The 19,445-nt window shown below is 60.4% G+C and carries 14 protein-coding genes; all 14 read left to right on the top strand.

Features of this window, described 5'->3' with window-relative positions; genetic code table 11:
• Positions 1–168: 168 nt before the first annotated feature.
• Positions 169–2,049: a flagellar filament capping protein FliD gene (gene fliD / locus EPN59_RS15980; protein WP_293034292.1), complete on the top strand. Its 1,881-nt coding sequence runs from the start codon at positions 169–171 to the stop codon at positions 2,047–2,049.
• A 17-nt stretch (positions 2,050–2,066) separates the two neighbouring features.
• On the top strand, positions 2,067–2,366 hold the full coding sequence (gene fliT, locus EPN59_RS15975; protein ID WP_293034293.1) for a flagellar protein FliT: 300 nt from the start codon (positions 2,067–2,069) through the stop codon (positions 2,364–2,366).
• Between the two features lie 166 nt (positions 2,367–2,532).
• Positions 2,533–5,103, top strand: coding sequence for a tetratricopeptide repeat protein (locus EPN59_RS15970; protein ID WP_293034294.1), 2,571 nt, complete (start codon positions 2,533–2,535; stop codon positions 5,101–5,103).
• Complete coding sequence (locus EPN59_RS15965; protein ID WP_293034295.1) at positions 5,100–7,799, top strand: tetratricopeptide repeat protein; 2,700 nt, start codon at positions 5,100–5,102, stop codon at positions 7,797–7,799. The genes EPN59_RS15970 and EPN59_RS15965 overlap by 4 nt, the downstream gene beginning before the upstream one ends.
• Positions 7,796–8,650 (top strand): hypothetical protein, encoded by an 855-nt coding sequence (locus EPN59_RS15960; RefSeq protein WP_293034296.1) that lies wholly within the window; start codon positions 7,796–7,798, stop codon positions 8,648–8,650. The genes EPN59_RS15965 and EPN59_RS15960 overlap by 4 nt, the downstream gene beginning before the upstream one ends.
• A 388-nt stretch (positions 8,651–9,038) precedes the next feature.
• Entirely contained in the window at positions 9,039–10,034 is a 996-nt protein-coding gene (gene pseB / locus EPN59_RS15955) for a UDP-N-acetylglucosamine 4,6-dehydratase (inverting) (RefSeq protein ID WP_293034297.1), read from the top strand.
• Positions 10,031–11,197 (top strand): UDP-4-amino-4,6-dideoxy-N-acetyl-beta-L-altrosamine transaminase, encoded by a 1,167-nt coding sequence (gene pseC, locus EPN59_RS15950; RefSeq protein ID WP_293034298.1) that lies wholly within the window; start codon positions 10,031–10,033, stop codon positions 11,195–11,197. Before pseB ends, pseC begins: the two co-directional genes overlap by 4 nt.
• A 115-nt stretch (positions 11,198–11,312) precedes the next feature.
• Positions 11,313–12,602 carry a class I SAM-dependent methyltransferase gene (locus EPN59_RS15945; RefSeq protein WP_293034299.1) on the top strand — a complete coding sequence of 430 codons (1,290 nt, stop codon included), beginning with the start codon at positions 11,313–11,315 and terminating at the stop codon, positions 12,600–12,602.
• Positions 12,599–14,641, top strand: coding sequence for a class I SAM-dependent methyltransferase (locus EPN59_RS15940; protein ID WP_293034300.1), 2,043 nt, complete (start codon positions 12,599–12,601; stop codon positions 14,639–14,641). Before EPN59_RS15945 ends, EPN59_RS15940 begins: the two co-directional genes overlap by 4 nt.
• Positions 14,642–14,705: 64 nt before the next feature.
• Positions 14,706–15,425: a pseudaminic acid cytidylyltransferase gene (gene pseF / locus EPN59_RS15935; RefSeq protein ID WP_293034301.1), complete on the top strand. Its 720-nt coding sequence runs from the start codon at positions 14,706–14,708 to the stop codon at positions 15,423–15,425.
• On the top strand, positions 15,425–16,306 hold the full coding sequence (locus EPN59_RS15930) for a class I SAM-dependent methyltransferase (RefSeq protein ID WP_293034302.1): 882 nt from the start codon (positions 15,425–15,427) through the stop codon (positions 16,304–16,306). The genes pseF and EPN59_RS15930 overlap by 1 nt, the downstream gene beginning before the upstream one ends.
• Positions 16,303–16,872 carry a GNAT family N-acetyltransferase gene (locus EPN59_RS15925; RefSeq protein WP_293034303.1) on the top strand — a complete coding sequence of 190 codons (570 nt, stop codon included), beginning with the start codon at positions 16,303–16,305 and terminating at the stop codon, positions 16,870–16,872. Before EPN59_RS15930 ends, EPN59_RS15925 begins: the two co-directional genes overlap by 4 nt.
• The gene (locus EPN59_RS15920; protein ID WP_293034304.1) at positions 16,862–18,778 is read left to right on the top strand and encodes an NAD-dependent epimerase/dehydratase family protein; all 1,917 of its coding nucleotides are present in this window, start codon (positions 16,862–16,864) and stop codon (positions 18,776–18,778) included. The genes EPN59_RS15925 and EPN59_RS15920 overlap by 11 nt, the downstream gene beginning before the upstream one ends.
• The gene (locus tag EPN59_RS15915) at positions 18,756–19,430 is read left to right on the top strand and encodes an HAD family hydrolase (protein ID WP_293034305.1); all 675 of its coding nucleotides are present in this window, start codon (positions 18,756–18,758) and stop codon (positions 19,428–19,430) included. The genes EPN59_RS15920 and EPN59_RS15915 overlap by 23 nt, the downstream gene beginning before the upstream one ends.
• Positions 19,431–19,445 lie beyond the last annotated feature (15 nt).

Genomic DNA, 19,445 nt, shown 5'->3' with positions numbered 1-19,445 from the left:
CACAGGGGCGAGCGCGGACAAGCGGCCGGGTTCTCCCAGCGCTTGTCCGTTTCGCTTCAGGTTTCGCTTCATCCCAGGACGCGTGCAGAATTCGCAGATCCGCGCGCACCCGATCCCGAATTTTTGGCCCGGACCGCACGCCGGCCGGCGCCAGACGAGGAGTATGCCGTGTCGACCATTTCCGGAACGTCGAGCCAGACCCCAACCGTGGCTTCGGCCCAGGCCGCCGCACAGGCTGCATCGGCCGCCGCGCAGCAGGCGCTGAAACAAGCCGGGCAATCGCTGATCAGCGGCTCGACCGGCAATACTTCTCTCGATCCGCAAAGCATGGTCACCGCGCTCGTCAATGCGAAGGTGGCCGGCCAGCAGGCGTCGCTGCAAATCGAGGCGGCGATGGACAACGCCGCAATCTCCAATATCGGCCAGCTCTCCGCCTCGCTGGCGGGATTGCAGGCCGCGCTCACGCCGCTTCAGAGCGGCGCGCTGATGAACGCATTCACGGCCAGCGCGAGCGGCAACGGCATCGCCGCGACCGCCGGTTCCGGCGCGTCGGCCAGCGGATACGCCGTGTATGTCGGCCAGATCGCCCAGACGCAGAGCCTCACGTCGGCTGCCATTCCGGTCGCCAGCACCGCGGCGATGGGCACCGGCTCGATGACGATTTCGGTCGGCAGCCAGTCCATGACGCTCAAGATCGGCTCCGGCAGCCAGAGCCTGAGCCAGATCGTTTCGGCCATCAATTCGTCGAGCACCAACCCGGGCATTTCGGCTTCGATCGTGACCGGCTCGGACGGCTCGCACCTTGTGCTGAGTTCGACGCTGACCGGCGAGGCCAACACGATCAACGTATCGGTCAAGCCGGACTCCCCCACCAGCGCACTCGCCAAGCTCGGCAACGTGCAGACGATCCAGGGCGGCACCTATGCGTCAGCCGGTATTGCCGGCACGCCGACGGCGAGCGGCAACGGCGCCAGCCTGACCATCAGCGTCGGCGGCAGCTCGTTTTCGGTCACGCCCAAGGCCGGCGACACGCTGGCGAATATCGCGTCCGAAATCAACACGGCCGGTTCTGGCGCGAAGGTGACCGCCAGCGTCGTCACGGACAGCGGCGGACAGCAGCACCTCGTCGTCACCCAGCCGGGCGGCAGCTCCGCCGCGCCCGTGACGGTCACGGCGAATCCCTCGACGGACCCGATGCTCACGGCAATCGCCAAGGCGTTGCCCCCGTCGACCCCCGCGCCGGCCACCGGCACGTCAGTCGGCGCATCGTCGATCATCGCGCTCAGCGGCGCCGGCTGGACCCAGACGTCGGCCGCGCAAAGCGCCCAGCTCACGATCAACGGCACGCAGATCACGAGCGCGCTGAACACCGTCAATTCGCTGTCCGGCGTGACGCTGAGCCTCTCGTCGGCAGCGGTGGGCACGAACCAGACGCTGACCGTCGCGCAAGACACGACGACGATGGCCAATGAGATCAGCACGTTCGTGTCCAGCTACAACACCGTGGTCAGCACGATCAGCTCGCTGACCCAGTTCGACGCGACCAACCCGACCGGGTCCGGCACGATGCTCGGCGATTCGATGATCAATGCGATCACCTCGAGCTTCGGCACGATCATCGGCGGGCGCATCAAGGGCTCGGGCGTGACCGCCACGCTCTCGGATCTCGGCGTCACGCTGAACTCGAACGGCACGCTGACACTGAACTCGACGACGCTCGGTAACGCGCTGCAGAACAATTCGTCGAAAGTCGCGGCGGTGTTCAATTCGAAGAACGGCATCGGCCAGCAGCTCTATTCGAAGCTCAAGACGTTCACGCAGACGGGCGGCGCCATCTCCCTGCGCGAAACCGCACTGAGCAACGATCTGAAGAGCGTCACGACACAGACGACCAAGCTGCAGACGTACATTACGCAGCTCACGTCGATGTATCAGGACCAGTTCACGCTGCTGAACAGCATCATGTCGACGACCAACAACGAGACGCAGTATCTGACGCAATTGTTCGGCGGCGCCAACAACACGGGCACGCTGAACAAGAGCTCGTAAGACGGACTGACCATTGCATGAACGCGCCCGACCTGCTCGAGCGCGTGCTCGATCTGACGCTTCAGATGGAGCACGCAGCACAGACTGACGACTGGGAATGCGCCGCGCGCCTCGCGCGCGAGCGCAATCCGCTTCTGCTGTCGCTGAGCGAGCCGAAAACGCCGGAGGTCCGGGCCGCCATCGAGCGGATCCAGACCCTGACGATCGCCATCAACCAGCGGGCCGAGACGGCTCGTTCGGTGCTTTCCTCCGAGTTCCGCGCGGCGATGAGCAACGCTTCGGGCGCCGCCGCCTACCAGCGCGCGGCCCGGCTCTAAACCTCCCGTTGCCGGTCCCCGGCGGCACGCCGTGGCCGCCGCCGTCCCTGTCCGCGCGGGGTTCGCGCAGCGTCTGAATTGCCGGACAAACCAGCGCCTGCTCGGTCAATTGCCGCGCCCGGCGTGCGGCTACACTCGGCGATCATGCTTCTCTGTCCGCCCTGCCATGACCGCCACGCCGCTTGCCCTAGCCGATTCGGCTAACGCCGACATCTCGTCTCTCGCCGCCACGCTCCCCGCCGATCAGCGCGCCGCGCTCGTGCACGACTTCGTCGCCACGATCGACAAGCTCACGTCGATCGAACAGCACGACGACGCCTGTGCGATTGCGCGTCAGATGACGCAGATCCTTCCCAACGAGGGCTACGGGTGGAAGACGCTCGCCTACGACCGCCTGCGCCGCGGCGATCTGCCGGGCTCGCGCGACCTGCTGCGCCAGGCGGCGCTGCTGCTGCCGCCCGATCCTCAGCTGGCAACGCACCTCGCAGCGGCCGAAGCGATGTTCGCAGCAGGGGCGGCAAGCCGTGCCGGGCAGCATGAAGAAGCGATCCGGCAATTCGAAACCGTACTGGCGGTGTATCCGCACTATCCGGACGCGAACCACGGGATCGCCATGGCCCTGCTTGCGCTCGGCCGGCCGCTTGAGGCGCTGCCACGGCTCGAAACGGCGCTCGGCATCAACCCGAACAACGGCCAGTACTGGGCGAACTACATCGATGCGCTGATTCACGCGAAGCGGCTGAAGGCCGCCTGGGTGGCTCTGGAACTCGGGCAGCGCCATGGGTTGCAAGGGCCCGTGGTGGACCAGCTGATCAACCTGATGGGCCAGCTCACGTCCGCGGCGGACTACACGGTCCAGGCCACCCACCAGGAGAGCGCAAAACCACAACCGGAGCCAACGGCCGAACCCACGCACACCACGCGCAAGAAGCGGGATCCCACGCGCAAACAGATCGAATCGCTTGCCACGCCGTACAACGACCGGCACTTCGATGTGGCGGAAAAAAATGCGCGCGCCTTCCTCAAACAATTTCCGGGCCACGCGTTGGGAATGAAGGTCCTTGGCGTCGCGCTGTTTTCAGTGGGAAAACTCGACGAGGCCCGGCAATGTTTAGGCGAAGCCTATGCGTTGAACCCCCAGGACGCCGATGTTCTGCATGCCTACGTGGCCACGCTGGAAGCAGCGGCCCGGCATAGCGAAGCGCTGGCGGTTTGCGAGAAACTGGTGGAATTCCACCCCGATCATGCCGAAGGCGCCCGGCTGCAGGGCGTGGTCCTGTTTTCGCTGGGCCGTCTCGACGAATCCGAGCGAAGCTTCGCGCAGGCGCGCCGACTCGGGGTCGACCCGACGAACCTCGCCGTCGCGCAGGGTGCGCTCTACGTCAGGCAAGGACGCCTCGGCGACGCCGCCGACCAATTCCGGCTTGCGCTCCAGCACACGCCGGACAATGGCGACGCCTGGGGCAACCTGATGTTTACGCTGGCGCACGACGAAACCGTGAGCGCGGATCAATTGTTCGCCGAGCATCGACGCTTCGGCGAGCACTTCGAATCGAAATTCCGGGCGCAATGGCCCGCGCACCCCAATACCCGCGAGCCCGGACGCAGGCTGCGCATCGGGATCGTCTCGGCCGATCTGCGCGCCCATGCAGTCGCGAACTTTTTGCTGCCGGTGCTGCCAGGTCTCGCGAAGGATCCGGGTCTTGAGCTTTACGCCTACTCCAACACGCCGGGCAGCGATCAAGTGACCACCAAACTGCGTGAGCATTTCGCGCATTGGCACACGATCACCCGCGTACCCGACGACGACGTCATCCGGCAGATTCGCGCCGACCGCATCGACATCCTGATCGACCTCGGCGGACACACCGCCGAGAACCGGCTCCTCGTATTCGCACGCAAACCCGCGCCGCTGGCGGCGTGCTGGATCGGCTACCCCGGCACCACGGGATTAAGCGCCGTCGATTACTTCATCGGCGACCGCTTCTGGGTGCCGAACGAGGCGTTCCGCGCGCGTTTCACCGAAAAGATCGCTTACCTGCCGGCCGTCGCGCCATTCTATGCCTCGACGATTGCGCCACCGATCAACGCACTGCCTGCGTTGTCGAATGGCTATGTGACGTTCGGCAGCTTCAACCGGCTCGAAAAACTGCGGCGCCACACGATTGCCCTGTGGGCGCAGTTGCTGCGCGCGATACCCACTGCCCGCATGCAGATCGGTGCAATGCCGAGCGACGAAACCGGCTCGAAACAACTGCTTGCCTGGTTCGACGAGGAGGGCATCGCGCGTGAGCGAATCAGCTTCCGCTCACGCGGTTCCCTTCAGGTGTTCCTGCAACAGCATTACGCGGTGGACATCTGTTTCGATTCGATTCCGTACGGCGGCCTGACCACGGCACTCCAGTCGTTGTGGATGGGCGTGCCGACGCTGACGCTCGCGGGCGAAACCGTGCCCGGACGCAGCGGCGCGACGGTGATGGGCCATGCGCAGCTCGATCGCTTCGTGGCCTGCGACAAACAGGACTTCGTGCGGCGCGGCGTCGAACTGGCCAACGACATCCCGGCGCTCGCCGAACTGCGCGCCACGGCGCGCGAGCGCTGCCTCGCCTCGCCGATGTTCCAGCCGGACGTCGTCGCGCAAAGCGTGAGCCGTGCGCTGCGCACGATGTGGCAGCGGTGGTGCGCCGGGTTGCCCGCGGAAACGTTCGACGTGACGACGCAAAACCCGGCCTCATGAGCGCCCTGCTCCCGACCCGCGAGCAAGGCGAATCGGCCGTCGCGCTATTCGATGCGGGCCGTCTCGACGAGGCCGATGCCGCAGGGCGCGCGTTGATCGAGCAATTCCCCGCACACCCGCTCGGCTGGAAAATACGCGCGCTCACGCTGTATCGGCTCGGCCGGCATCAGACGTGCGAAGCGTATTTGCGGCGCGCGCACGAACTGATTCCCCGCGACCCGGACGTGCTGCAAGTCTATGCCGCGCTGCTCGAAGCCCAGGGCGATCATGCGGGCGCGGAACGCCTCTGCCGCACGCTGCTCGACATCGCGCCCGCCCACGCGGAAGGCACGCGCCTGCTGGGCATCGTCCTGATGGCCGCCGAACGCGCGGGCGAGGCCGAGCCGTACCTGCTGCGCGCCGTGCAACTCGCGCCTCAATCGGCGCTCGCGTGGAACTCGCTCGGCTCGCTCTACCAGCGCCTCGGGCGCATCGAGGAAGCCGCGCAGCAATTCCGGCGCTCGCTCGAGTGCGCGCCAGGCGGTGCCGGGACCTGGAGCAATCTGCTGCTCTGCCTCACGCACAGCAGCAACGTCGATCCGGAAGCATTGTTCAACGCGCATCGCGGTTTCGCGCAGACGTTCGAAACACCGCTCAAGCCGCACTGGCCGCACCACGCCAATGTGCGCGAACCGGAGCGCACGCTGCGCATCGGCTTCGTTTCTGCCGATCTGCGTCGGCACGCCGTCGCCAGCTTCCTCGAACCCGTCTTGCCGCACCTCGCGCGCGACCCGGGCCTGCGCCTGTATGCGTATTCGAATACCGTGCAGCCGGACGCGGTCACGGCGCGGCTGCGCGGCCATTTTGCCGAATGGCGCGAAATCGGCGATCTGGACGACGCGGCCTTTGCGCAACGGGTCGAAGCCGACGGAATCGACATCCTGATCGACCTGTCCGGCCATACCGGCTATAACCGGCTCCCGGCGCTTGCCCGCAAACCCGCGCCCGTGCAGGCAAGCTGGATCGGCTATCCGGGCACGACCGGACTCACCGCAATCGACTACTTTCTCGCCGATCGCTTCTGGGCACCGCCCGCGCAATTCGAAAGCCAGTTCAGCGAGAAAATCGTCTGCCTGCCTGCCGTGGCGCCGTTTCAGCCGGAACAGGAAGCACCGCCGCTGAATGCGCTTCCGGCGCTGCGCAACGGCTATGTGACCTTCGGCAGCTTCAACCGCATCAACAAGTTGCAGCGCAACGTGATTTCGCTGTGGGCGCAACTACTGCACGCCGTACCGGCGGCCCGTCTGAAAATCGCGGCGTTACCCGTGAATGGCAACGTCGATGCGCAACTGGCCGCGTGGTTCGCGCAAGATGGCATCGCGCGCGAGCGGCTCGATTTCCATCCGCGCACGTCGGTCGCCAGCTATCTGCAATTGCACCACGAAGTCGATATCGCGCTCGACACGTTTCCGTTCGGCGGCCTGACGACCGCGCTGCAATCGCTCTGGATGGGCGTCCCCACCTTGACCTGGCCGGGCCGGACGGTGCCGGGCCGCAGCGGCGCAACGGTGATGGCGCACGCAAACCTCCAGCACTTCGTGGCCAGCGATGCGCAGGATTTCCTGCGGCGCGGCGCGGCGCTCGCCGCAGATCTGCCCGCGCTGGCCGAACTGCGCGCGGGCATGCGCGAGCGCTGCGCCGCCTCATCGATGTTTCGGGCCGAAGCAGTCGCATGCGGCGTCAGCGAAGCGTTGCGCACGATGTGGCGACGCTGGTGCACGGGACAGCCGCCGCAATCGTTCGACGTAGCGGGCGCATCCCTCCTCAAACCGTCCGTATTGCAAACGAACGTCGCGATGAAGAATTTCGTCTATCAGATTGATCGATCGCCCGAAACGCGAGCGGTGCTCGATCCGGGTTTCATCGCGCTCGACAACGCGGCGCAGCGGCCCACATCGGCCGACTGGCCCGAATACTGGCCGATCCGCCGTTTCCTGACCGAAAACACGCTCGACCCGGCGGCGCGCTACGGCTTTTTCCCGGCGGACTTCCACGAGAAAACGTCGCTCACGGCAAATCAGGTCCATCAGTTTCTGGCTTCCACACCGGACGATGTGGACATCGTGACGTTTTCGCCGGGCTTCACTCGCGCCGCGCTATTCAGGAACATGTTCGAGCAGGCGGAATATGGCACCCCGGGTATCGCAGCGGTGTTCGAGGGCGTGATTGAATCCATCGCGCCGGGTGCCGACGGCAAAACGGTGCTGGGCAACCTCGTCACGAGTTCCGTTGAAACGGTGTACGGCAATTATTTCGTCGCCAAGCCGCGTTTCTGGCAAAGCTGGCTGAGCGTGTGCGAGGCGATCTTCGCAGCCGCGCAAGCCAGCGACAGCGCGCTTGCCCGCCTGCTGAACGCACCCGTGCAGGGCGCGGCGCCCATGCTCGCGCGCACGCTGGTTATCGAGCGCATCGCGTCATTGCTCCTGAGCCTCGACCCCGCCGCCTGGAAGGTCCGGCCTTGCGATTCGATGTCCATGCCGGACGCGAACATTGCCAGTGCCTGCCGAAACGAACTGATCGAACTCGACGCGCTCAAGCTGGCCGCCATTCATACGGGTAATGAGGTGTATTGCCGTAAATTCCTCGAACTGCAGCGAGGCGTACTCAAGCGCATCGAAGCACTCGCCACGCCCAATCAGACGTCGGGACTTCGATGAAGCATTACCTCCATCAGATTTTCTACTCGCCCGAATCGCGTGCGAGGCTCGACCCGGGTTTCATTCCGCTCGACAACACCGGACAGCGTCCCGACTGGTACGAATACTGGCCGATCCGCCGCTTTTTGCTGGAAAACACGTTAGATCCGCATGCGCGCTACGGTTTCTTTTCGCCGAAATTCGCGGAAAAAACCGGCTTGACCTCCGCACAGGTCGCGCAGTTTCTGGCCGATACGCCCGACGACGTGGACGTCGTCACATTTTCGCCGTACTTCAGCAACATCGCGTTCTTCAAAAACGTGTTCGAGCAGGCCGAATACTGGCATCCTGGCATCGCCTCGACGCTCGCAGGCGTGCTGAAACTGATCGCGCCGCACCGGGATTGCGAACCGCTCATGAACGGCCTCGTCATGAGCGCCGCCGGAACGGTGTACTGCAATTACTTCGTTGCCAAACCGCGCTTCTGGCAGCACTGGCTCACGCTGTGCGAGCGCATTTTCGACGTTGCGGAAGCGCGCGGCACCGAGCTTGCCGCGCAACTGAACAGCGACCGCAGTTACGTGCTGCCGACGCCTGCCAAGGTGTTCGTGATCGAACGCATCGTGTCGATCATCCTGAGCACCGAGCCGGACCGCTGGAAAGTCAGAAATTACGATTCGACCGTGCTGCTCGCCGATAACGGGCTGCTGGACGGGAAATACCGCGAGGAAATGGTGGTGCTCGATGCGCTGAAATTCGCGGCGATCAGAACGGGTTCGCGACCTTACTACGACCAGTTTCTCAATGCACGGGAACGACTGCTGCAGCGCTATAAGGCGGAGACAGGCACACGAATTCCGAACGCGGGATAAGTGACGCCAGCAAGTGACGCCAGCAGCAGTCAACGGAAGTCAACCGAAGTCAACCGAAGTCAACGGAAGTCGGACATCGGCCGGATCGGCGCAGCAGTTCAACCGTCATCGCAACCAGATTACGGAAAGCAAACAGCGGCTGGCACGTCGTGCCGAAAATGCTCGCCGCACCTTTTGGCCAGTTCCGTGATTTGAAGGGCAAAACGCCCCTAGATCTACAGTAAGGCGCTACTTCTCATCCGTTAGTATGGTTCGCTGACTGACGAGCTGACTGCTCGCCGGCCACTCCGTTCGCACGGAATGCCTCTTTCGCCTGGCTCATTAAACGGGATAAGGGAAAGGACTGCCCGCACCAGCGGTATGCGATCTCGATGGGAAGGATAGGGCGATGTTCGACAATAAATCGATATTAATTACGGGTGGAACGGGTTCGTTCGGCCAGAAGTTCATCAAGACTCTGCTCGCGAAATGGCGGCCTGCGCGCGTCATCGTATTTTCGCGCGACGAACTCAAACAATACGAAATGCAGCAGGTGTACTCCGAACCTTGCATGCGCTATTTCCTTGGCGACGTACGAGACCCCGGACGCCTGAAGCAGGCAATGTGCGATGTCGATTACGTCGTGCACGCAGCAGCACTGAAACAAGTGCCGGCCGCTGAATACAATCCCACTGAATGTATCCGGACCAACGTCAACGGCGCCGAGAACATCATCAACGCGGCGATCGAGAACGGCGTCGAAAAAGTGGTTGCGCTATCGACGGACAAAGCGGCGAGCCCGATCAATCTGTATGGCGCGACGAAGCTTCTATCGGACAAACTGTTCGTTGCCGCGAATAATCTCGTTGGAAAACACCCGACGCGCTTTTCGATCGTTCGCTATGGCAACGTCGTCGGCTCACGCGGTTCCGTCGTACCGTATTTCCGCAAGCTGATTGCTGAAAGCGCCGGAGAATTGCCGATCACCGACGAGCGAATGACCCGCTTCTGGATCACGCTCGACCAGGGTGTCGAATTCGTGATGAAGAGCTTTCAGCGCATGCAAGGCGGCGAACTGTTCGTCCCGAAGATCCCGTCCGTGCGGATCACCGATCTCGCTCGCGCGATGGCGCCGGAATTTTCGCAACGCATCATCGGCATTCGGCCCGGCGAAAAGCTGCACGAGATGATGATCACGCGCGACGACAGCCTGAATACGATCGAATTTGACGACCACTACGTGATCACGCCGTCGATCCGTTTCATTGTGAAGGGCGATTACGCAATCAACGGCTTGCAGGAATCGGGCAAGCTGGTGACCGAAGGATTCAACTACACCTCCGACAACAATAACCACTTCCTGAGCATCGGAGAATTGCGGGCACTCGACCGGCAAATCGCATGAGCACATCGATTCCATACGGTCGCCAGTCAATCGACGAGTCGGACATCGCCGCCGTCACACGCGTGCTGCATTCCGACTGGCTCACGCAGGGTCCCGCTATTCCCGCCTTCGAAGCCGCGCTCGCCGCGCGTTGCGAAGCGAAGTACGCCGTGGCTGTTTCCAACGCGACATCGGCGTTGCACATTGCGTGCACTGCCGCCGGCCTGGGCCCCGGCGATCTGCTCTGGACGACGCCCAACACGTTCGTCGCGTCGGCGAACTGCGCGCGCTATTGCGGTGCCGACGTCGATTTCGTGGACATCGACCGCAACACCTGGTGCCTTGACGCGAACGCGCTCGAACGCAAACTCGTCGAGGCGGAGCGAAGCGGACGGTTGCCGAAGGTCGTCATTCCCGTTGCGTTTGCCGGTCGTAGCGCCGATATGCACGCGATCAAGCGTCTGGCGGATCGATTTGACTTCCTCGTTATCGAGGACGCGTCGCATGCCGTTGGCGCACGATATTGCGGTCGTCCCGTTGGTTGCGGCGACCATGCGCATATGACCGTCTTTAGCTTTCATCCGGTCAAGATCGTCACGACGGGTGAAGGCGGTGCCGTGCTCACGAACGATGCAACGCTCCATGAGCGGCTGCGAAGCCTGCGCAGTCATGGCATCACGCGCGATGTCTCGCGAATGGAAAGCGAAAGCGATGGACCGTGGTACTACGAAATGACCGAGCTGGGTTACAACTACCGGATGACGGACCTGCAGGCCGCCCTCGGTTTGTCGCAACTCGATCGTCTCGATACCTTTCTCTCGCGTCGCCGGGCGCTTGCCGCACGCTACGCCGTGCTGCTCGAAGGACTGCCGCTCGTCCTGCCGGAATATGACGTGCTCGATGAGTCGGCCTGGCACCTGTACGTCGTCCGGCTCAAGCTTGACGCGATACGCTTCACGCATCGCGACGTATTCGAACGAATGCGGCAGGCCGGCATCGGCGTAAATCTGCACTATATCCCCGTGCATTTGCAGCCCTACTACCGTCGACTGGGTTTCCGGCCGGGCCAATTTCCAGAATCCGAACAGTACTACCGGGAAGCAATCAGCCTGCCGATGTACGCAGCACTTTCCGACGACGCGCAAGCCCGGGTGGCCGACACCCTGAAGGCTGCACTGAGATGAGACGTATCGCAATCGTTCCGGCGCGCTGTTCGGCAGCCAATCCCGGTACCGAACTTCGGATACCTATCCGGCAATCACTCAAGCGGGGCACCCCGCTTTCCAGGATCCTTCTGAAATGAACCAAAGGCTGACAACGCCCAGTGCCGAGCTTCAACAGTCGGAGCTCATTCGCTGGAAAACAGACGCGTGGCAAGATCCGAACATGGTCAGTTGGTACTCGGGCCGTATGACCCAGCACGATTCGACCAACGCACTCAAAAACACGATCGAGATCAATACGATCCGGAAGTTCGCATGCGGACCGGAAATTATCGATATCGGGATTGGCACCGGGCGCGCTGCGTTGCCGCTGCTCGCCGATGGCTATCGCCTGACCGGCATTGACAGTTCGCGGGCGATGCTTGACGAAACCCGCCGTTTGGCGGGCGACGCGCCCATCACGCTGAAGGTCGGCGACGTATCGTCATTACCGGTTGGCGACCAGACATTCGATTGCGCTGTTTCGCTTAACGTACTCGTTCACTTTCCGAATTGGCGAGAGTCGCTGCTTGAATGGAAACGCGCGATTCGTCCAGGCGGACGCCTGATATTCGACATTCACTCCGCCGACAATGTGCTTGCATCTTGTGGCAGCGATAGCGCCAGATGGCCCGATGCGCTCAAGCAGACCGATGGCAGCACCAATTTCATCAATTACATGTCGCGCCTCAGCCTCGCCGACCTCGTCGACTTTGCTGATGAGGCCGGCTTTCGAATCGTCGCCGCGGTACCCTACGGCGCCTTTCTGGGCGGCGGTAACGTGAACTGGCTTTCGTATCCGGCGCTCGATGGAAAGCAGAGCTACCGACGCGTGCTGTCGTGGTTCGCCTACGATAAGGGCCTCTTTGATCTCGGTGTGTTCATCGAGGAATATCTGGTCAAGCACCTCACCCCTCGCATGTCGGGCCGTATATTCGTCGTGCTGGAAAACTGCCCTGACCGGGAAGCCAACGCACGGTACGCGGCAAACGTTGCCGCTCGCGACGCGGCGCTCGACCAGCACGACTTCGATGCGCTGCTGCCGTGGCTACCGCTTTCGCGTGAACAATATGCAGCCGAATTCGAGCGATTGCTGCAGCCGCTGCGCAGCCGGCATTTCTTTTACCTTCTGTATAAAACCCTGAAAACCCGTCTGCCGCAGTTCAATTTCCGCGGCGTCCTCCCGCAAGACGTGTGCGAACAATTCGAAGGATGGATGCAATACGCGCATCTCGATCGGCAGGCCACCCAGATCGCGCGCGAGTGGGCAGCCGGTGCGCCGTTCCGCGTCAAAGACGGCGTTGATGTAACGGTCGGAACAGAGTACAACCTGGTCAAGGCGCTTTTGGAAAAGTATTTCGGTATTTTCAACGGAGGCCAGCAATGATGCAGAAGGCCATTGTCAGTCTGCTGTGGGGCACGCAAATTGAAGCGTTGCGCCAGTTTCTGTTGATGCACGAGCCGATGGTCGTGATCATTCCGGAAGAGCCCACGCCGCAGATACGCAGCGTGATCGACAGTACCGGCAGCACGGTCGTCGGTCTGCAGGGTATGCTGGACGCCGCCCGCCACGCGGATTCCGTAGCGGAGACATCGCAACTGAACACCCGGTTCGCGACGTATCTGGGCACGCTCGCAAGCGAGAACCCCGCGCTAAGTCAGATGACTGAGGTCATCGCCGATACGGTGGCGACAGAATTGCCCGCAGCGGTTCGTCTCCTGTATTGCCTGGCCGAGGCGGCCAAACGCTACGAAATCGGATTGCTCGTTACGAGCGAAGACGTGACGAACGGCGGCAAGACCGCGACCAGTTGGGCCAAAGCACGCGGCATTCCGACGTTGCACGTCGCGCACGCCATCGCACTCGTGGATCCGTACACGGTACATGACCAGGTAATCGCCGACAAACTCGCTGTGTTTGGCCAACGCGGGATGGAAGGCTATCTTGATCAAGGCTATCCGGCAGAACGTTTCGTCGTGACGGGCAACCCTGCATGGGACTGCTACGCGGAGCTTCGAAACCGAAAACCCGCCTGCCGGCAATATCTCGACGGCAAATACCCAATCCGGCGCGGTATCCCGCTGATTGTTTTTGGCACGACGTGGTCGTCGCATTTCAGTGCTCAAGGTAACGAAAACGTCTACGACGATACGCTGGCCGTTTTTATAGCCAGTTGTGAAGCGTTGCGCGCCAGCGGCCTGCAATTCAATGCAATCATCAAGGACCGGTCGTCGAATGGCGCGTTTGGCGAGCAGCGCTATCGGCAAATTCTTCGTGATTTGGGCGCGGCGGATTCCGGTTACGTTTACTGCATGGACGACACGCAGGCGCTTGCCGCAGGCAGCGACCTGCTTATCGCAACCGATTCGAACTATCTGGTGGAGGGGATGCTGGCGCGTACCCCCGTCATCAACTTGCTGAGTGTGACGGGCATGGTGATGGGGCCATCGTTCGAAGCTGAAACAGGCGTCACCGAGGTTGAGGCGCAGAATCTCGCGGGCGCGATACACCTGCTGTTGACGAACGAAACGGTGCGCGCCGCTGCGGTCAATGCGGCGGCGGCACGCGTTAAACACTACAACGCAACGGAAAATGGTACGGCGGCTACGTGTGTCGCCGAGCTCATGGCCCGGATGGCTGCCGGCCTGACGCCGCGTGCAAAGCGTCATGTCTGGCAAGAATACCTGGACGTCGAATCCAGCTCTACGCGCGGGCTGTACCACACGGCCGGTCGTGCGGACCTCGCCAACATGTTGACGAACACGCCGTCCGTGATCCTCGACGTGGGTTGTGCAACCGGCAGCAACGCGGCACTGGTCAAGGAGCGGTTCCCCGGGAGCCGTGCCTTCGGCATCGAGATGAATCGGGAGGCGGCGAAGCTCGCAGGCGAGAAACTCGACCACGTGATGGTTGGACGCTTCGAAGACTTCGATCTGGAAAAGGAAGGCATCGCGCGCGGCTCGCTCGACGCGGTACTGCTGGCCGACGTGCTCGAGCACATGTACAACCCGTGGGACGTGATGGTCAAGCTGCGCGAATACATGTCGCCGACGGGCCAGCTGGTGCTCAGCATTCCCAACATCCGCAACCTCTGGATAATGGAAGAGCTCGGCAAGGGCAACTGGTCGTACGCAGATGCCGGGCTACTCGACATCACGCATATTCGCTTCTTCACCCGCAATGAAATGGTGAAGTTTTGCGAGGAAACGGGATACCGGATCGTTCAGACGTCCAATTCGCTCGACGGCCGGTTGAGGTCGTTCTGGCCGCAGAATCAGACGCAAACAGGACCGTTCAACATCGACCTCACCCGTCTGACGCTCAAAAACGTCACGCGCGAGGAGCTTCTGGAATATTACACGCTTCAATATTATTTGCTGATAGAAAAGGCACCGGATGCCGCACGCATCCGAACACACAACTAAAGCCATGCTGTCGTGAGCTTGCAGTGCCGCAATGCGGCACTGCAAACTCGATACGGCAATTCCTTTGAGCCTCGAAATTTCGCCTTTCAGCACGATGAAATCGATTGCCATCGTCCTTGCGCGATCCGGTAGCAAACGCATCCCGGGAAAGAACACCCGCCTGTTTCGAGAACGGCCCATGATGGCGTGGCCGCTTCAGGCCGCTCTCGATTCGGGCCTGTTCGATGAGGTGATGGTCAGCACGGATGGGCCAGAAATTGCCGCGCTTGCGCTCAGTATGGGAGCACGTGTTCCCTTCATGCGATCCGCGGAAACAGCAAGCGACGTAGCAACGACCGCCGATGTATTAACCGAGGTGCTGGGAAGTTACGGTGATCGCGGGCAGAAATTTGACCTCGCCTGCTGCCTGTATGCCGCTGCGCCTTTCGTCACCGTTGAATTATTGCGTCAATCGCGACAGATTCTGTTTGAAGAAAATTTCGATGTGGTAATGCCGGTCACGTCGTTTAGCTACCCGATTTTGAGATCGCTGCAACGTGATCCTGGCGGAAAAGTAGCGATGAATTGGCCCGAGTACGTTCAGACCCGATCTCAGGACCTGCCAGCGGCCTATCACGACGTGGGTCAGTTCTACTGGTTTCGTCCAGAGGTATTGGCGCGTGACGGCACGTTGCTGGGACGAAATACAGGATCCGTCGTGGTTCCCGAATCGCAGGTTCAGGATATCGATAACGAAGAAGATTGGTTGATGGCTGAGATCAAGCATCAACGGAGATTCGGATAATGAACGCTCTACTGCGCAGGCACCCGCTTGGTTTTTACGAAATTGCCGAAAAGCCTTCCAGGGAAGAGCTTCGAAACTATTACGCGCTGAAATATTATCAGACGAATCAGGGAAATTATCGCGCCCAGTACGACCAGGAAGAGCTGGATTATTTCAATTCCAGAATCGCCAGATACGCTCGTGTCGTCGAGAAGATTCGTGGCACGTCGCCCGGCCTCATGCTCGACGTGGGATGCGGCGAAGGGTTCGCCATGCAGTATTTTCTGGCCAAGAACTGGAAGGTCGAGGGATTGGATTTCAGTGCGGCCGGTGTCCAGAAAATGAATCCGTCGTGCCTGCCCTATCTGGAGACGGGGGATGTATTCGATCTGCTGTCCACCCGTGTTCAGAATGGTCGCCGATATGACGCAGTTTTTCTGAGTAATGTTCTGGAGCATGTCCTGGAGCCCGTCGAACTGATGGCGCAGTTGCGTGATCTGTTATCGACAGATGGGGTGCTCATCGTCACCGTTCCGAACGACTTCTCCGATCTACAGAATTTCTGCCTGGAGCGTGGACATATCGACAGAGAATTCTGGATCGCCACACCCGATCATCTGTCGTATTTCGATGCAGATAGCCTCAGGGCCGTTGGGATATCGGCCGGATATTTCTGCCGCAACGTGCTTGGCGAATTTCCGATAGATTGGTTTCTCCTGCATCCGAATGCAAATTATGTGATGAACAGGGAAAACGGCCCCGGCGCGAACCGTGCACGCATCCAGCTTGATAATCTGCTGGCCAGAAAACCGATCGATGACGTCATTGCATATTACGAAGCAATGGCGAAGGTGGGAATGGGGCGGCAGGTTGTGGCTTTTTTTACTCGAGGCCAGATATGAGGCGCTACGCTTGTCTTTCGAGTCAGATTTTTCGGGACGACGGGAGAGAGATCAGGCCTGTCCAGGATAGCGACATTGAAGCGATCCGACTATGGCGCAACGCGCAAATCGATGTTCTGCGCCAAAAGCAACCTATCACGGCGGAAAGTCAGCAGTCGTACTACGAGCGGCAAATCTGGCCAACGATGGCGCTGCCTCAGCCGGATAATCTATTGGTCGGCTACCTTAACGATGGCGAGCTTATCGGCTACGGCGGATTGGTGCACATTGCGTGGGAACACCGCAGGGCGGAAGTGTCCTTTTTGATGGATCCAGTGCGTGCAGGGGATGATGCGGTTTATCGCAGGGATTTTGCGCTATTTCTACAGCTTGTCAAAAGCCTGGCGTTCGATGATCTTGGTTTAAACCGGATATTCACCGAAACCTACGCTACCAGATCCAACCATATCGCCGTGCTTGAAGCATCCGGGTTTCGGTGCGAAGGAACGATGAGGCAGCACGTCGTTATCGATGAAAAACCGGTCGATGCACTTGTACATGGATATTTGAGGTCATATGAAAGGTAAGCGAGTATTCGTTAGCGGTGCAGCCGGTGTGATTGGCCGGGAGATGATCCCCCGGTTAGTTGCCCGGGGCGCCATTGTGCTGGCCGCTGATTTGAAGCCGCGTCCCGAGGGATTTCCCGCCCAGGTACAGTATCGGATGGGTGATCTCAATTGCATGACGCAAATTGAATGGGACACATTTGCCCCCGAAATATTCATTCATCTGGCTGCAACGTTCGAACGATCGGAAGAATCCTACGGGTTTTGGGAAGAAAATTTCCTGCACAACGTCCAGTTGAGCCATCACTTGATGAGCCTCGCAAGAAATGCGGTGGACCTGAAAAAAGTGGTGTTCGCTTCGAGCTATCTGATCTATGCGCCCGACCTGTACCAGTTCGATTCGCCGAGAGATCACGCAATCTCGCTCAAGGAAACCGACCCGGTCTATCCTCGCAATCTGACCGGCATGGCAAAGTTCGCGCACGAAATCGAACTTCGCTTCATCGATACGTTTTGCGGTGACCGCCTTTCGACGGTGTGCGCCCGTATTTACCGTGGATACGGCCGGAATTCGCGGGATGTGATTTCCCGCTGGGCCAGAGATTTGCTTCAGGGCAAGCCTGTAACGGTATATCGCCCGGAGGGGCAGTTCGACTATATCTATGCCGCCGATACAGCCGAAGGACTGATCCGGTTGGCCGGGCATCCCACGGCGTCCGGCATCATCAACCTGGGAACGGGCAGGGCCCGCAGCGTTTCCGACGTGGTGAATGTGTTTCGGAAATATTTCCCCGAAATGCAGGCAAACATGGAGGAGTCCGATATTCCGTACGAGGCCTCCCAAGCCGATATCTCGCGATATACGAGCCTCATCGGCTGGCAACCGGAATACGACATTGAGAAGGCGATTCCGGAAATCATCGAGTATGAGCGCAGTCAATCAGGCCGGACAACATCGCCGCACCTTCGATTCAGGGCGTTGATCAGTAGCGCGGCCGCCAAGGTTCCTCTGGTTCGCGCCATGCAAGCGGCAGTGCGCCAATTTGGCCCGGATGGAGCGGTCGTGGCTGGCGATCTCGATGCAAGGGCAGTTTCAGCCTATGTGGCGGACGAGTTCTGGCCAATGCCGCCTACCCGGAAAGAAAATTTTGCGCAGATCATGGAAGCACTGCGCAATCGCAACATTAATTGTGTGTTGCCTACCCGCGATGGCGAGTTGCTCTTTTGGGCACAACATAAAGATGAGCTAGCCAAAGCCGGGATACAGGTGATCGTTTCTCCGCCCGATTCGATCGCGCTGTGTCTGGACAAGTTGGCCTTTGCGCGTTACGGCCAACAGCGCGGTTTATCGTTCATCCCGGCCTCGGATAATCTCGACGAACTCACGGCAGATACCCTGGTCGTCAAAGAACGATATGGCGCAGGATCACGTTCACTGGGGTTGAATTTGACCAGGGAAGAAGCGAGACGTCACGCCACAGAACTGGAAGCGCCGATTTTTCAGCCGATGGTACACGGCATTGAAATCAGCATCGATGCCTGGCTGGATCGGACGCACAAGGTTAAGGGTCTGGTTTTGCGGCGGAGGGATCAGGTCGTCAATGGCGAATCGCGCGTCACCACGGTTTTTTCCGACGAGGCTATCGAGGCATCGGCCCGCATGATTCTGGAATCCTTGAAACTTTCCGGACCGGTGGTAATGCAGGCGTTTCTCGATGAGGCCGGTGGTCTGCAAGTGATCGAGTGCAATCCCAGATTCGGTGGCGCATCGACGGCAGGAATGGCTGCGGGGCTGGATGGCCTGCATTGGTCTTTGCTGGAGATCGCCGGTGCCGATCTTGGCGATTGGCCATTTCATCGTCGACCGGGGCGTTTCCGGCAAGTTCGTGTCGCCCAGGATTTATATGTCGCCGATTCTGATCTTTGATCTGGACGACACGCTCTATCCAGAGAAATCGTTCGTAGACAGCGGTTTCAGGGCTGTGGCAAGCTGGATGCAGCAACAGTACGGCTGGGATTATCAGTTATCGCTTGGAAGGATGGACGCGATTCTGGGCGAAAAGGGCAGAGGGGCCGTCTTCAATCAATGGCTGGCAGAAAACGGTGTTGCCAGTCGCAAGGCTGTGCTCCGATGCGTTCAGGTATACCGGCATCATATGCCTGCGATTTCGCTTTATCCCCAAGCGCGGTCCATACTCGCCAGACTCGGGAGAAAGCCGTACCTCGTAACGGATGGACACAAGATCGTCCAATACAACAAGGTCAAGGCTTTGCAACTGGAGGACCAGTGTGCCAAGGTTCTTCTGACCCATCGCTATGGCGTCCGGCATGAAAAGCCGTCCACGTTGTGTTTCCGGAGAATTCTCGAAAGGGAGCGGTGTGCCTGGACCGACTTGATCTATGTTGGAGACAATCCCGCCAAGGATTTCGTCGGGCTTAATCCCATCGGGGTAAGGACGGTCAGAGTGAAAACAGGCGGGCACGCCAATATGCTAGCCAAGCCGGGATTCGATGCACAACACACCATTGACAATCTCAGTCTACTTCCCGACGTATTGCCAGATATCGACTGGCGTTGATTGAAAATCTCGAGG

Origin of the sequence: Paraburkholderia sp. (assembly GCF_004298475.1) — a bacterium.
In the GTDB taxonomy this organism is placed as follows: domain Bacteria; phylum Pseudomonadota; class Gammaproteobacteria; order Burkholderiales; family Burkholderiaceae; genus Paraburkholderia; species Paraburkholderia denitrificans.
The sequence above is the reverse complement of the archived record's forward strand: the minus strand, read 5'-3'. Positions and strand labels throughout refer to the sequence as shown.

Coding starts and splice junctions, on each gene's coding strand:
- EPN59_RS15915 (WP_293034305.1), top strand. CDS start 18,756: ATGTCGCCGATTCTGATCTTTGATCTGGACGACACGCTCTATCCAGAG.
- fliT (WP_293034293.1), top strand. CDS start 2,067: ATGAACGCGCCCGACCTGCTCGAGCGCGTGCTCGATCTGACGCTTCAG.
- pseB (WP_293034297.1), top strand. CDS start 9,039: ATGTTCGACAATAAATCGATATTAATTACGGGTGGAACGGGTTCGTTC.
- EPN59_RS15945 (WP_293034299.1), top strand. CDS start 11,313: ATGAACCAAAGGCTGACAACGCCCAGTGCCGAGCTTCAACAGTCGGAG.
- pseC (WP_293034298.1), top strand. CDS start 10,031: ATGAGCACATCGATTCCATACGGTCGCCAGTCAATCGACGAGTCGGAC.
- EPN59_RS15940 (WP_293034300.1), top strand. CDS start 12,599: ATGATGCAGAAGGCCATTGTCAGTCTGCTGTGGGGCACGCAAATTGAA.
- EPN59_RS15925 (WP_293034303.1), top strand. CDS start 16,303: ATGAGGCGCTACGCTTGTCTTTCGAGTCAGATTTTTCGGGACGACGGG.
- EPN59_RS15930 (WP_293034302.1), top strand. CDS start 15,425: ATGAACGCTCTACTGCGCAGGCACCCGCTTGGTTTTTACGAAATTGCC.
- EPN59_RS15965 (WP_293034295.1), top strand. CDS start 5,100: ATGAGCGCCCTGCTCCCGACCCGCGAGCAAGGCGAATCGGCCGTCGCG.
- EPN59_RS15920 (WP_293034304.1), top strand. CDS start 16,862: ATGAAAGGTAAGCGAGTATTCGTTAGCGGTGCAGCCGGTGTGATTGGC.
- EPN59_RS15960 (WP_293034296.1), top strand. CDS start 7,796: ATGAAGCATTACCTCCATCAGATTTTCTACTCGCCCGAATCGCGTGCG.
- EPN59_RS15970 (WP_293034294.1), top strand. CDS start 2,533: ATGACCGCCACGCCGCTTGCCCTAGCCGATTCGGCTAACGCCGACATC.